This window comes from Enterobacter ludwigii (genome assembly GCA_023023105.1).
Lineage (GTDB): Bacteria > Pseudomonadota > Gammaproteobacteria > Enterobacterales > Enterobacteriaceae > Enterobacter > Enterobacter adelaidei.
The window spans coordinates 2,439,641-2,452,890 of the sequence record CP083824.1 but is presented as its reverse complement, the minus strand read 5'-3'; the positions used below and the strand labels follow the sequence as shown (position 1 = coordinate 2,452,890).

General features: G+C 54.6%; 11 protein-coding genes. 6 read left to right on the top strand and 5 right to left on the bottom strand.

The features are described 5' to 3' along the window. The first annotated feature begins 60 nt into the window (after positions 1-60). Complete coding sequence (locus tag LCD46_11865; protein ID UOY68815.1) at positions 61-816, top strand: alpha/beta hydrolase; 756 nt, start codon at positions 61-63, stop codon at positions 814-816. Between the two features lie 31 nt (positions 817-847). Here the strand turns inward: LCD46_11865 and LCD46_11860 are convergent, their stop codons facing one another. From LCD46_11860 to LCD46_11850, 3 genes are read right to left on the bottom strand one after another with little or no spacing between them, the layout of a single operon-like run. Further along, positions 848-3,025 carry a virulence factor SrfC family protein gene (locus tag LCD46_11860; protein ID UOY68814.1) on the bottom strand — a complete coding sequence of 726 codons (2,178 nt, stop codon included), beginning with the start codon at positions 3,023-3,025 and terminating at the stop codon, positions 848-850. Beyond that, complete coding sequence (locus tag LCD46_11855) at positions 3,022-6,003, bottom strand: virulence factor SrfB (protein ID UOY68813.1); 2,982 nt, start codon at positions 6,001-6,003, stop codon at positions 3,022-3,024. The genes LCD46_11860 and LCD46_11855 overlap by 4 nt, the downstream gene beginning before the upstream one ends. A 4-nt stretch (positions 6,004-6,007) precedes the next feature. Beyond that, positions 6,008-7,348 carry an SrfA family protein gene (locus LCD46_11850; GenBank protein UOY68812.1) on the bottom strand — a complete coding sequence of 447 codons (1,341 nt, stop codon included), beginning with the start codon at positions 7,346-7,348 and terminating at the stop codon, positions 6,008-6,010. 283 nt (positions 7,349-7,631) lie between these two features. On the opposite strand from LCD46_11850, the gene LCD46_11845 reads away from it, so the two are divergent. Both LCD46_11845 and LCD46_11840 read left to right on the top strand, forming a co-directional pair. Then, complete coding sequence (locus LCD46_11845; GenBank protein ID UOY68811.1) at positions 7,632-9,230, top strand: ABC transporter substrate-binding protein; 1,599 nt, start codon at positions 7,632-7,634, stop codon at positions 9,228-9,230. A gap of 56 nt (positions 9,231-9,286) precedes the next feature. After that, positions 9,287-9,520, top strand: a complete 234-nt coding sequence (locus LCD46_11840; protein UOY68810.1) for a YdcY family protein — start codon at positions 9,287-9,289, stop codon at positions 9,518-9,520. 3 nt (positions 9,521-9,523) lie between these two features. On the opposite strand, the gene LCD46_11835 is transcribed toward LCD46_11840, so the two are convergent. Together LCD46_11835 and LCD46_11830 are read right to left on the bottom strand one after the other, a co-directional pair. Next, positions 9,524-9,973 carry a DMT family transporter gene (locus LCD46_11835; protein ID UOY68809.1) on the bottom strand — a complete coding sequence of 150 codons (450 nt, stop codon included), beginning with the start codon at positions 9,971-9,973 and terminating at the stop codon, positions 9,524-9,526. Further along, on the bottom strand, positions 9,970-10,488 hold the full coding sequence (locus tag LCD46_11830; GenBank protein UOY68808.1) for an N-acetyltransferase family protein: 519 nt from the start codon (positions 10,486-10,488) through the stop codon (positions 9,970-9,972). Before LCD46_11830 ends, LCD46_11835 begins: the two co-directional genes overlap by 4 nt. Positions 10,489-10,636: 148 nt before the next feature. On the opposite strand from LCD46_11830, the gene LCD46_11825 reads away from it, so the two are divergent. The 3 genes from LCD46_11825 (at position 10,637) to LCD46_11815 (ending at position 13,239) form a co-directional block, all read left to right on the top strand. Next, positions 10,637-11,212, top strand: a complete 576-nt coding sequence (locus LCD46_11825) for a helix-turn-helix domain-containing protein (GenBank protein ID UOY68807.1) — start codon at positions 10,637-10,639, stop codon at positions 11,210-11,212. A 65-nt stretch (positions 11,213-11,277) separates the two neighbouring features. Then, complete coding sequence (locus tag LCD46_11820; protein ID UOY68806.1) at positions 11,278-12,318, top strand: NADP-dependent oxidoreductase; 1,041 nt, start codon at positions 11,278-11,280, stop codon at positions 12,316-12,318. A gap of 252 nt (positions 12,319-12,570) precedes the next feature. Next, a complete protein-coding gene (locus LCD46_11815) occupies positions 12,571-13,239 on the top strand; it encodes a GntR family transcriptional regulator (GenBank protein ID UOY68805.1) in 669 nt (222 codons plus the stop codon). Positions 13,240-13,250: the final 11 nt, after the last annotated feature.

Genomic DNA, 13,250 nt, shown 5'->3' with positions numbered 1-13,250 from the left:
ACATAGCATTCCAGATGTGATGACTGTATAAATACACAGTGCATCATAAAAGGAGTGCTTATGAACAGTTTTTACTCACACCAGGCTGGTTGCACTGTGCGCTGGCATGATTTGCCGGGTGCTGACGATCCCGTCGTGTTCATTCACGGGTTGGGTTGCGCCTCTTCCTATGAATACCCCCGAGTCGTTCGTGATCCATTATTCGGCGCGCGCAGAGCCATTCTTATTGATTTGCCTGGTAGCGGTTACAGCGATAAGCCTGAGCACTACAGCTACAAAACCACCGACCAGGCGCACGTTGTGGCGGAACTGATTGATCATCTTAAACTGAATGCTTTCTGGCTCTATGGTCACAGCATGGGTGGCAGCATTGCTATCGAAGCAGCGGGGCTGCTGGCACCGCGCGTCAGAGGGTTGATGGTGTCAGAACCTAATTTTCACGCAGGTGGCGGAGTGTTCAGTCGGCCTATCGCAGCGCAAACAGAGCAACAGTTTCTGGAACAGGGTTATGATGCCATGCTCAGCGCAGAAACGACGGCGTGGGCGGGTTGCCTGCAGAGTAATGCCCCGTATGCCGTGTGGCGGGGTGCATCAAGCCTGGTGGAAGGTGTGGAACCCGAGTGGGAAGCACAATTCCTGTCTCTGACCTGCCCGGTGACGTTGATTTTCGGCGAGCTGTCGCTGCCTGATAACGATGTGGATAATCTGAAGCAGAAGGGCATTGAAGTGAAAATCATCCCGGCAGCCGGGCATTCAATGTCCTGGGAAAACCCGTCCGCGCTGGCACAGGCATTAGCAGAGTGCGTGGCAGCGTGATAATAGCCCGCATTGCTGCGGGCTAAAAAGATCAGCGCAATAATGCCTGCAGCGCCTGACGAGAGGCGGGCTGAACATCATGCGGATGCTGGTAATCAATGTTCTCTATCGCCCGGCTATAGAGCGCAACCAGCCAGTCGTAAACATACGCGGTAGCCGCATGTACGGGCTGTTCCCCCAGTCGGGTAAGACGAGGTTCCGCGCTACTCACCACCGGTGTGACAAAGATGGCATTACCCTTACGGATGCGGCTTGCCGGACGTGCTGTAACAGGTGTCTGGTCGTAACCCAACCAGCCAACAAAGTTACCCATCACAGCATGCAGCTGTGCGGCGCTACTTTTATCCGTTTCAACAATGCGCTGAAGTTGCTGAGGCAGGTTAAGCCGGTAGCTGGTTACCACCAGAACATCTGCGATTTGCTGCAACACCCCGGGCTCCAGTCCAAGACGGGCTGCCGTGGCATCATTGCGGCTCCATTGACGCAGATGATTTATCCACACTCGGTGTGCCAGACGCGCTTTGTCTTTGGTCTGGAACATGCCGGTACTTTCCTGTGCGTTATCGGCAAACAGGTCAATGGAATCCGTAAACAACCCGTTAACTTGCTCCTCACGGGGTTGCTGAACGGCCAGCAGGGTTTCAAAGGCTTTAAGCGGCGGCAGAAGACCCTCCAGCAGTTCACCGTGGCGGGCGGCGCAGCCCTGAAGGGTTCGCACCATACTTTCTGCACGGGTTCGTCTGGCTCCGGGGGCCTCAACCAGTGGCGCCAGATAGCTTTGCATCAGAGACGAAAGCTCCTGCCGCAGTAAGTTTTTCAGCGTATTAAGACGCTTCTGCCGCTGGGCAGGTAATGTAGCCTGAGACAACCACTCGATCACGCGCTGCATGCTGTTGCTGTCCAGTGCCTGGAGGGTGCCCCAGCGCAAACCCGGTTTACCGAGCAGATGCTGCACGGCTTCATCGAGATTCTGCCGGGTGGTAAAACGAGCGTCATGAGGGGTGATTGCCCACACCAGACCCGGCAGGGCCGATTCTTCAGCAGGCTGTGTCTCTTTAACCCAGTTCATTAACACTTTTGCTTTTTTGGCCGTTTGCTCGTGCTGTGCGGTCGCATTGCAAATAACCAGAACATCTGGCTGTAGCTGTTGACGGTAGTGCTCAAGCAGCCACTGTGATTTAGCCTGGTGTAACGGATCGGCATTATTTTCTTCAAATACCGGAATATCAATAATATCGACATTATCCAGGGCACTGTTCTCAACCGGTAACACCAGCTCGCGGGTCAGGAAGGCAAGCACATCGACGGGGATGCTGATGGCATTGAGCATCTCACCGTTATTCAGTGGATGAAGCAGCGTCTCCTGCGCTTCCTGAAGGGTTAACGTGCCGTCGTGCGTCAGGAACCCTTCACCGGGCAGGCCGAAGCTATCCACCAGCAGGCTAAGCGGCGCGGCAAGTTCGCTGGCATGGCTGGTCTGATGCAGCACATGGGCGAGTTTTAACCACTGCTGGGTCAACTCCTGTTGCTCACCCCACAACAGTGACCAGACGCTGGCTCGCGTGCTGAGATCAAGGGAGGGGACCAGTTGGGCAAACTGGTGCCACAGGGCATCATCAATTTGCTGTTTTGCGGCGGGTACCGTGTTCTGCCAGAAGCGGGCAATTGCCCCGACTTCCTGAGACGTGATGCCAGGCACGCCCTGCGGCTGACGCAGACCGCGCCATTTTTCCAGGCGCGTCTCAATGACGGCTTTATCCACGGCGCGCATCTGCGGGTGCTGCGTCGTGCGGGCAATAAACAGCTGTACCAGTTCGGCCTCGGTGATCAGACTCAGACGCAGAGGAAACGCCTCATCAATGACGTCTGCATGTCCCCGGGTGAAGCGGACGGCCATGTTTGTCAGGGCATGTCCCGGATTGATATGGGAAAAATAGTCAAAGGTGCGCTGGCCTGGTGTCACGTTCAGGCGTCCGTTGCCGCTACCGCACAGAGACAAAAGCAGGTGCGCTTTTGCACTCTGAGAATGACCGTAAAGCCCAATGCTGCTCTGGCGAGTCAGGGCATGTTCAATGGCTTGTTCCCGCGCCTGCACCGCGTTGATGCGAGCAAGCAGGGCGTCGGCATCGTTATCCAGCACCGGGGCGTTCAGGCGCGTCTCATTAATCCACCCGATTAGAGCCTGAGTGGTGGTCGTCGTCACTGTCATTTCAGGTATACGCTCCCGCTGTCGATCCAGTAGTGGCTACCGCTATGACGGCGATCGGCCAGAGTATTCAGTTTGAAGGTTAACGCGTCAGGGGCGACCGGGGTGCCGTCCTGGAGCCAGGCATCGCTCAGTTCGAAGGACTCCGGGCCTTCCTGCTTGCTGCCACCGCAGAGTTTAAGCCGCACGTTCAGCACGCCATCACCCGCAATCGCTTTGGCCAGTTCAGCCGAGTTGATGCTAAGTGTATAGAGCGGTGTGGCCGGCCAGCGTGCGTTTGCCAGCTGGCGGAAGCCGAGGGTGACGTTACCGCGCAGCGGGAAGTGCAGACGCGCGTCGAGTTTCGCACCGGGTTTATCGAGATCGATATCCTGATACCAGACGTTCTCTTCGCGCAGGGTGTTGACCGTATTATCCAGCACACCCAGATACCGCACGGTTGAATACGCACCAATATCTGCTGCCTTAAAGTTAAAGCGCGGCAGACGCAGATCAAGCGCCAGGCTGCAAAGCATCGCACCCACGGCGGCTGTTGATTTGGGGTTGCCAATGCGGCCCTGTTGGCTGAACGGATACCACTCATGAACCTGATACTTATCCAGCCAGACGATGCGATTGACCGGAACCGGCTGCAGGTGACGAATCAGTGCCTGAACGCCAGGCAGGCAGCCAGGACGCCCGGTGATCAGCAAAATATCGCAGCTGTAATGGGAAATCGCCTCACATACTGCATGGAGCGGCGAAGCCAGCGTAAACTGACCAGCCAGCATTGCATCCTGCATCTCACGGAAATTTACGTGCAGCGGAACGGTGAACAGATCGAACGTTTCAGAACCCGCAGGCAGGGCATGATCGATCGCCTGTTGCAGATAATTCATCACGTTGCGGGTCGGTTTCTGCGGCAGGAGATCGCCAAAGGTGGCATGCAGGCCAGCCAGCGGATCGTCAATATCGCTCGATTCCCACGCGGCAAGAATGGCATGGCCAATCGGCATAAAGAGCTGAAGCGCCGTTTGCTGGCGCAATACTGCCTGGGTGTCAATTCGGCCGGAGTCACCGAAGAGCGAAGCCATCAGCAGCGAGGCGTCCGCAATACCCGATTTCTGCAGTTGCGTTTGCAGGGCGGGCAGTACATAGCGCTGAATCACATCAAGCAGGGTATCGTCGCCCGCGACTTTAAACCCTTCACGGAACAGCAGTTGCGGCGTGATTTTAACGTTGTTACCCGAGCCATCATCAAGCTGATAATGGGTGATCGCCATATCCGTTGTGCCGCCACCAATGTCGATGGACGCGACGCGCAGTGAACGCCCCGGCTGAACGCCGGGCTCAGGTTCACGATCCGGGCGGGCGAGGGAGGCAAAGAACGCCTCAGTCTGGCCGCCAAAACGAGAAATGGCTTCGTTATACAACCAGACCAGTTGACCGCAGCTGGCTTCATCCCACTCCATCTGGATTTCAGGAACCGGCACCACACTTTTTTCCTGCTGTTTGCGGGTGGCGAAATCTTCATCCTGCGGGTGCCATCCCATTGCTTTCCAGACAATGGCGATCGCTTCGAACATGCGGCGACGGAAAATCTCCCGCTCCTGCTTTGGCATGGCCGACGGCAGGGTCAGGATCAGGGTTCGTAACTGGCGCGGAGATGCCGGGAAGCCCAGACGCAAGCGCGTGGCGACGCTATTGATCTGACCCAGAGCCTGTGCCAGCAGCTCGCACAACATGTGTGTCATCAGCGTGCTACGGCTGTACTGCGGCGAGAAGACTGGCAGTCGCTCGTCCTGCGGCAGCGTAAAGAGCGGCTCACCGTCATCGTTCATCAGGTTCATCAGCGGAAACGCGGTAGCCAGAGGTTCACGCTGGGTTTTGCTGTTCATCTGGCTAAATCGCCAGTCCTGAACCACCGGTGTTTCATCCCAGAGGTAGCGACGCGGGCTGGAGATGCCGCTGTTACCTTCGGTTCCCAGGCGCTGGGTAGCCAGTTTCCGTGCTTCATCGCCGACGCGGACAATCGACGGCCAGACAAAGGCATCTTCGCGACCGCTTTCAACCGAGAAGTGCTGCTTGCCAAAACGCGCTTCTGAGAACTCCAGACGGCTGGTGAACAAGGGTTCATTGAGGAATTGTGGCTCGCTCAACGAACGTACCTGCAGCTCGGCAGTCTGGCGCAGACCATCGTTCGCATCCCCGTGGTCTTCAATAATCACGCCGCAGGTATGGGTATTGCCCACATCGAGGATCAGGTCGACCGGAATGGCAGGGGTACTGAGCGTATGAGTGACAAATTTCACTTCCGGCACGGTAAGCTGCTCACCGAGCATGGTCAGAAGGTTGAGCCAGTGTGCCTGATATTCAAAACTACGCATCGCCTGTTGCAGATCACGTTCAGAGCGGTTTTCAACACCGTCGGCATACTGGGTAAATGCCTCACGCAGCCAGCCGTCAATCCAGGTCTGGTCGAGGAAACTTTCCACTTCGTTATCCCGCCAGGCCAGAGCGAAACGGGTTCCGTTCAGAATGTCGTTTTCGACCGGGGACAGCGCGGACGTGGCATGTTCGGCAATCTGGCTGTCAAGCGCGAGGGTCACGCGGTGCGTATTGCCTGCCGTGTCGGGTTTATCAAGCTTGCGAACCTGAACGCGAGCCCAGTTATCCGGGCCGTCAACAAAGGTCCGTGGCGGGTTAAAGCGCAGGAACGGAACAGGAAGCCAGACACCATCAAGGACCGCCAGCGACTGATGTAGCGCAATGGTGGTTTCCGGTTTCACCACTTCAGGCTGCCCGCCGTTCAACCCGGGCAGAGTATAACGCCCGTTCACCAGGTCGAAATCGAGACGCAGAAGCGGGCCGTTCGCGGTTTTACGTACGAAGCGCCCGTTGCTGGCGGTGTCCTGCGGCGTCAGACCGAAATCAAGGAACTGCACGCCGCTGTTAGCGATAAGCGTGACGCTTTGTTTATAGTCGCAAAGATTTACCAGCATAGGATCAGGCACCTGCTTTCTTGAACGTCAGTGGGACGACGGTGTTTGCATCATAGTGAGCACGACATTCTGCGATATCGCTGGTGCCTGCTTTACAGGAAACCTCCGGCATCGGGTAGCGTGAACCGTCGGTGCAGCGGGCGTTACCGCGACTCTTAATCATCAGTTCACCATTGCTGTGAAGCCCGGAGAAGATCTCTGCGCGGCAGACAATGTTGTCACCATGTACTACACGGGCGAAACCTTTATTGTTCTGGATCTGGTAGCGCAGTGACGGTGGCTTACCGGTCACCGGATCTTTCACATCGAGGATGGCGCGCCAGGTCCCGTTGAGGAAGCGCGTCGATCCCGCTTTCACTTGCTGACCTTCCATAACCATCGCATCTTTCGGAATCGCGACGATAACGACCGGGGCGGGCGCTGGAGCAGGAGCAGGTTCTTTTTCTTTGCTTGCCACTACCTCAGCCTGATGCAACGGTAATTTCATCGCCAGTGGTTCAACTGCTTTGATCGGTTTCGGCGCAATTTCTACAGGCTCTGGCATAGGTGCAGGCTGCGCGGAAGGGGACTGTTTTGGCCACAGCTGCGGTGCGGCAATGGCGGCAACGATCACGGCGGCAACGGGTAGCGTCCACAGCGGGATACGACGCTTTTTCACAACGGTTGTCGGGGTGGGTTCCTGAGCAGGTTGTGGTTGTGTCGCGACTGGAGCAGGTTCTGGCTCATACAGATCCTCCGGCGTAATGCGCACCACCGTTGACGGTGCAATCAGTGGCTCGTCTGCTTGTTCGAAGGTGATGATCGGTTCCGGCTCAGGTTCCGGTTCAGGATCTTCAATCACAACGGGGGCTGGCTCAGGGATCAGTGATTCACGCAGGCAGTCGAGAACATCGTCGCGTGCATTTTCGTTCAGGTTTACAAAGCCCCAGAAGCTAATGACCGGTTTCCCTTCGACCAGAAAGAGAAAGTTTTCGCCCGGAAACTGGAACGCTTTTGACAGCAGTGAACCAAAAAGCTGTTGTGCTGTTTTAGGTGACTGGAGGCACTTCTTACTCAACGACTCGACGCTGGCAAGCGTATTTTCCAGATAGCGCAGGGCGCGAAAACGGTCGTCTTCATCGGCCGCTTTCCAACTGGTAACACTCCCCTCTATCGGGGAATACCAGTCTACACGGTCACCGCTATCGTTGACCTGTGGAATGGCCAGACAGTCGACAATGGCCTGTTGTTTGCGCAACCGGAGCGCTTCCCGGATTTGTAACGCTGATTCAAAAACGGCTTGTCCGCCGCCGCCAACGGCCTGAAAATCATCCAGATTACCGCTGCGTAAAAGAGTTTTTGCCACGATTTGATCCCATATACTTCTTCACACCGTTACTTTAACGAAATGAGGAAGCAAACAAACGGAGGAAGAGACGCTAAAAGCGCCGATTTCTTGCGGCATAGAAAATGACGGTTGTGCTTGACGGATAATGGCACTTAAGGCAAATCATCTTTTTTTGCATTGACTGCAAAACCAGCGAAAAACGTGACTTTAGAATAACCTGATAGTGTTTCGTTATTTGCCAGGTCATTAAGCCTGTGCTGTTATTACTGTCCTATATAATAAAACATCCAGGGTTATAACCATGTCTACAGGGAAAACACTGCTCGCCCTTGCGCTGAGTACGCTTTTACCAGCCGGTGCCGCATTGGCGGCAAATAATGACACCATTATTTACTGCTCTGAAGCCTCACCCGAGTCTTTCAACCCGCAAATCGCCAGCTCCGGCCCGTCTTTCGTGGCCAGCTCTCAGGTGTTGTATAACCGTCTGATCAATTTCGATCCGGTGAAAAATACGCCGGTTCCGTCGCTGGCGGAGTCCTGGACAATCTCACCAGACGGTAAGACCTATACGTTTACCCTGCGTAAAGGGGTGAAGTTCAACAGCAATAAATACTTCAAACCGACCCGTGACTTTAACGCCGATGACGTCATTTTCTCCGTCATGCGTCAGAAAGACCCTAAGCATCCTTATCACAACGTATCGCAGGGCAACTACGAATACTTTAATGACGTCGGCCTCGATAAACTGATTCAGGACGTTAAAAAGGTCGATGATTACCATGTTCAGTTCACCCTCAGTGAACCCAACGCTGCATTCCTTGCCGACTGGGGAATGGATTTTGCCTCGATTCTCTCCGCTGAATACGCTGACGTGATGCTGAAAAAAGGTACGCCAGAGAACGTGGATACCTGGCCGATCGGTACAGGGCCTTATGTGCTGCAGCAGTACAAAGTGGATTCACTGATCCGCTATGTCGCTAACCCGAACTACTGGGAGGGCGAGGTACCGACAAAACACCTGATCTTCTCCATCACGCCAAATGTGGAAACGCGTCTGGCGAAATTGCAGACCAACGAATGCCAGATCATTCCTGCTCCATCCCCGGTGCAGTTTGATGTGATTAAAAATAACAAAGACCTGACGCTGCACTCTGTCGATGCGTTGAACGTCGGCTATCTGGCGTTTAACACCGAGAAAAAACCGTTTGATAATGTTCTGGTACGTCAGGCACTAAACTACGCAACTGACAAGAAAGCCATCGTCAACGCGGTCTTTATGGGCTCGGGTACGGTGGCAAAATCACCAATTCCGCCAAACATGATGGGCTTTAATAAAGACCTGAAGGACTACAGCTACGACCCCGAAAAAGCGAAAGCCCTGCTGAAGCAGGCCGGGCTGGAGAAGGGCGCGGAAGTGACGCTGTGGTCAATGCCGGTGCAGCGTCCGTACAACCCTAATTCGCGCCGTATTGCGGAGATGATCCAGAGCGACTGGGCGAAAGTCGGTGTGAAGGCCAAAATTGTCTCTTACGAGTGGGGCGAATACCTCTCCGGCATGCGTAAAGGTGAGCACGACTCTGCGCTGTTCGGCTGGATGTCCGATAACGGTGACCCGGACAACTTTGCTGACGTACTGCTGGGGTGCAACAGCATTAAAACGGGTTCAAACGCAGCACGCTGGTGCGATAAGGGGTATGATTCCCTGGTGCAAAAAGCGAAGCTGACCAGCAACCCGGCTGAGCGCGCTAAACTCTACGGTCAGGCGCAGGAGATTTTCTACCAGCAGGCGCCGTGGATCGCACTGGCGAACGGGAAAACGTTCTACGCTACCCGCAGCAACGTCACGGGTTACAGCGTGAGCCTGATGGGCAGCGATTTCTCAAAAGCGAAGCTGAACTAAGCGTATTATTGCCGGGTAAGGCGTAGCCGCCACCCGGCAATTCACAAGGAGTGACAATGTCACATTTAAACGATGTTATCGCCCGCGTCGATGCCGCCATCGAAGAGAGCGTAATTACCCACATGAATGAACTGCTGATTGAATTAAGCGATGATGCAGAGCTCAGCCGTGAAGATCGCTACACCCAGCAGCAACGTCTGCGCACCGCGATTTCACACCACGGTAAGCAGCATAAAGAGGAGCTGGAAGCGCGACAGGAACAGCTAACGAAAGGCGGCACCATTCTGTAGCGATCAAAACTGGCGTCGCGCGACCAGCCAGGCCCCCACGACCAACATCACCGCGCCGCACACCGGGCCGATCAGGGCGCGCAGCGGTATGCCGTTGCTTCTCAGCACGTCCATCACCAGCCCGCCGATCAACTGGCTTGCCACCAGCACAGCGATGGTCGTTGCCGCGCCTACGTTCTGGTATCCGCTGATACTGGCAAACACGAAAAACGAACCCAGCAGCCCCGGGATCAGCGTCCACCAGCGCACTGTAGCGGCCAGCTCGCTAAATCCGGCGAAGCCCTGTTTCAGCAGCAGAATGCTGACAAACAGCACAATGCCGACCAGTGAATTCAGCAGCATCGCGATAAGAATAGTGGAGGAGGTCTGGGTGATGCGCACCATTAAGGTATTTTGCACCACCAGACCGATTCCCGCCGCCACCAAAAAAGCCAGCGTCATTGACTGATTCATGGGATGGCGTCCGGGTCGCTGCGCTCATCCAGCTGCAGCTGCATAAAGGTTAAGTCCAGCCAGCGGCCAAACTTGGTACCCACCTGCGGCATTTGACCCGTCGTCACAAAACCGAGCGTTTCATGGAGATGAATCGAGGCATGATTCTGCGCTTCGATGCCTGCGACCATCACGTGTTTGCCGATGGCACGGGCTTCGTTAATCAGCGCTTTCATCAATGTGCGACCAATCCCTTTGCCCTGATGATCCGGATGAACATAGACCGAATGTTCTACCGTATGACGAAAACCGTCGAAGGCACGCCAGTCACCAAAAGAGGCATAGCCCGTGATAACACCGTCTTCTTCACTGACCAGTACCGGATAACCTGCGAGGGTGCGTGCCTCAAACCAGGCGATACGATTATCGGTGTCGACGGTCTTATCGTTCCAGATTGCGGCAGTGTGCAACACCGCGTGGTTGTATATTTCTCCTATCGCAGCGCAGTCTTCTTTGCAGGCATGACGAACGATCATGATGAAACCTCTGTGTGTTGTTCACTATAGTATTACGATTTAACTACGATATTACACAACTGTATCGCCAGATAGCTATGACATAAGCCATATTTTTTTGTTATCAAAAGCCCATTGAAATGCCGTTCATACACTATAGTATGACGTCATGAACACCATAACAGACACCATGAATCAACGGATTAGCGCAAGAGTTCGCCTTGAACGCGAGTCTCGCGGATGGTCTTTGAGCGAGCTTGCTGACCGGGCAGGCGTTTCGCGTGCGATGATCCACAAGATAGAACGTGGGGACAGTAGCCCTACGGCAACGTTGCTTGCCCGCTTGTCGGGGGCTTTTGGCATCAGCATGTCGACGCTGATTGCCAGAGCCGAGATGCAAGAGGGAAAACTACTGCGCCTCGCCAACCAGCCCGTCTGGCGCGATCCACAAACGCATTACCTTCGCCGCCACGTTTCTCCCCGCACAGATCTTCCCATTGACCTTGTTCAGGTTGAACTCCCGGCGGGGAGCGATGTGCCTATGCCTGCCTCTTCTTATGCGCTGGCACGTCAGCTTATCTGGTTACAAATGGGTGAGCTGGTGTTCCAGGAGGGCGATACGCGCCACGAGATGCGGGCCGGGGACTGCCTGGAGCTGGGGCCGCCTAATGACTGTCGGTTCATCAACGAGACGAATGAAACCTGCATCTATCTGGTCGTACGGCTTAACCAATCTGGCTCGTAATGTTAAAGCGATAACGCCGATCGTGAGCCAGGCTGTAATGACATTTGAACCAGAAGGAGTTCCTGATGAATCAATCTGTTTCGCTTAATCGCCGCTGGGTACTGGCCTCCCGTCCACAGGGTGCGCCTGTCGCGGAGAATTTTCGTCTGGAGGAGCAACCTGTTCCTGCGCCAGTTGAGGGGCAGCTTTTGCTCCGTACGGTCTGGCTGTCGCTGGACCCTTACATGCGTGGCCGCATGAGCGATGCGCCATCCTATTCACCGCCGGTTGAGATCGGTGCGGTGATGGTGGGAGGAACGGTCAGTCGCGTTGAGCGGTCAAACCATCCCGACTTCAAAGCTGGTGAATGGGTGCTGGGCTACAGCGGCTGGCAGGAGTATGAACTCTCGGACGGCAGCGGCCTGGTCAAGCTGGGTGAAAATCCGTCTCATCCTTCCTGGGCGCTGGGTATTCTGGGTATGCCGGGCTTTACCGCCTATATGGGATTGCTGGATATCGGGCAACCTAAAGCGGGGGAAACGCTGGTGGTTGCTGCCGCAACAGGCCCGGTTGGCGCGACCGTTGGGCAGATTGGCAAAATCAAAGGTTGCCGGGTGGTCGGCGTGGCCGGTGGCGCAGAAAAATGCCGCCATGCGGTTGAGGTCCTCGGGTTTGACCTCTGTCTGGATCACCACGCTGCGGATTTTGCCGACCAGTTGAAACACGCCTGTCCGAAAGGAATTGATGTCTATTATGAAAACGTCGGCGGAAAAGTCTTTGACGCCGTGCTGCCGTTGCTGAATACCTCCGCGCGCGTCCCGGTATGTGGTCTGATCAGTGGCTATAATGCGACGGGCCTGCCTGACGGCCCGGACCGTTTGCCGCTCCTGATGGCGACCATTCTGAAGAAACGCATTCGTATGCAGGGCTTTATCATCGGCCAGGACTATGGGCATCGCATTAAAGAGTTCCAGCAAGAGATGGGGAGCTGGGTGCAGGAGGGCAAAATTCACTATCGTGAACAGGTGACTGACGGCCTGGAGAACGCGCCTGAGGCGCTGATTGGCCTTCTGGAAGGGCGAAACTTCGGCAAAGTCGTGATTCGCGTCGCGGGTGACAATAAATAAACCACAATATGGCGGGGTTTCCCGCCATATTTATTTGTGAAGATACGATATATTGTCTTTAATTAACTGACATGGCTTTTCGCGCCATCATCCCGGATGAGCCCGAAAACGAAAAATACAAATTTTGCACGTTTTGATGTTTTTACGTACTTCCCACCACCAGGCATGACGATACAGGATATATCGGACCGGCGTCGTTTTATTAAACTGACGTTTAAAAATAGCATTGAGCTTTAGCTACAGGAATTGAACATGCTTGATTTGGATCATTTAGAAAAAGCGCAAAGGATCAGTCTTACCATGCAAGTTGAACTCAGTTTGAAAGGAGCGTTAATTACAGGCTCACTCAAACCTGGGGCACGACTGATTACGAAAGAGATCGCCGAAAAATTAGGCACCAGTATTACCCCGGTTCGTGAGGCGCTTTTGCGTCTGGTGTCATCAGGGGCATTACATGCCACGCCAGCACAGGCATTTCTTGTGCCTGAGGTGACGCTGGAGCGTTATAACGAGATTAATGCCATCCGAAAACAACTTGAGCCGATGGCGGTTGCCGCAGCATGTCAGAATATGTCTGACGGCAAGCTGGAGGTGCTTCACAAATTGTCGGACGCCTTTCATGACGCCATGCGTAATGGTAACGTTCAGCAGGCCTTGCATGCAAATCGTGTCTTCCGGTTTACGCTTTATCAGTATGCGGAAATGCCTACGCTCAATGCCTTAATTGAACAGTTATGGGTCCGCATTGGGCCGTGCATTAACTATCTGCACCAGGAACTCAACGACATCACGATGTCGACGTATCACTATGATGAGCTACTTGCGGCCCTTGAGCGACGGGATGTGGGCGACTGCCAGAAGGCGATTGATAAGTTGATTGATGAAGCAAATTCTCTTTTACAGCGACAATATTTTAACTAAGAGATTATTTA

Bases quoted from the DNA above. Each gene is read 5' to 3' on its own strand.
- LCD46_11865 (UOY68815.1), top strand. From the start codon at position 61: ATGAACAGTTTTTACTCACACCAGGCTGGTTGCACTGTGCGCTGGCAT.
- LCD46_11860 (UOY68814.1), bottom strand. From the start codon at position 3,025: ATGACAGTGACGACGACCACCACTCAGGCTCTAATCGGGTGGATTAAT.
- LCD46_11855 (UOY68813.1), bottom strand. From the start codon at position 6,003: ATGCTGGTAAATCTTTGCGACTATAAACAAAGCGTCACGCTTATCGCT.
- LCD46_11845 (UOY68811.1), top strand. From the start codon at position 7,632: ATGTCTACAGGGAAAACACTGCTCGCCCTTGCGCTGAGTACGCTTTTA.
- LCD46_11840 (UOY68810.1), top strand. From the start codon at position 9,287: ATGTCACATTTAAACGATGTTATCGCCCGCGTCGATGCCGCCATCGAA.
- LCD46_11835 (UOY68809.1), bottom strand. From the start codon at position 9,973: ATGAATCAGTCAATGACGCTGGCTTTTTTGGTGGCGGCGGGAATCGGT.
- LCD46_11830 (UOY68808.1), bottom strand. From the start codon at position 10,488: ATGATCGTTCGTCATGCCTGCAAAGAAGACTGCGCTGCGATAGGAGAA.
- LCD46_11825 (UOY68807.1), top strand. From the start codon at position 10,637: ATGAACACCATAACAGACACCATGAATCAACGGATTAGCGCAAGAGTT.
- LCD46_11820 (UOY68806.1), top strand. From the start codon at position 11,278: ATGAATCAATCTGTTTCGCTTAATCGCCGCTGGGTACTGGCCTCCCGT.
- LCD46_11815 (UOY68805.1), top strand. From the start codon at position 12,571: ATGCTTGATTTGGATCATTTAGAAAAAGCGCAAAGGATCAGTCTTACC.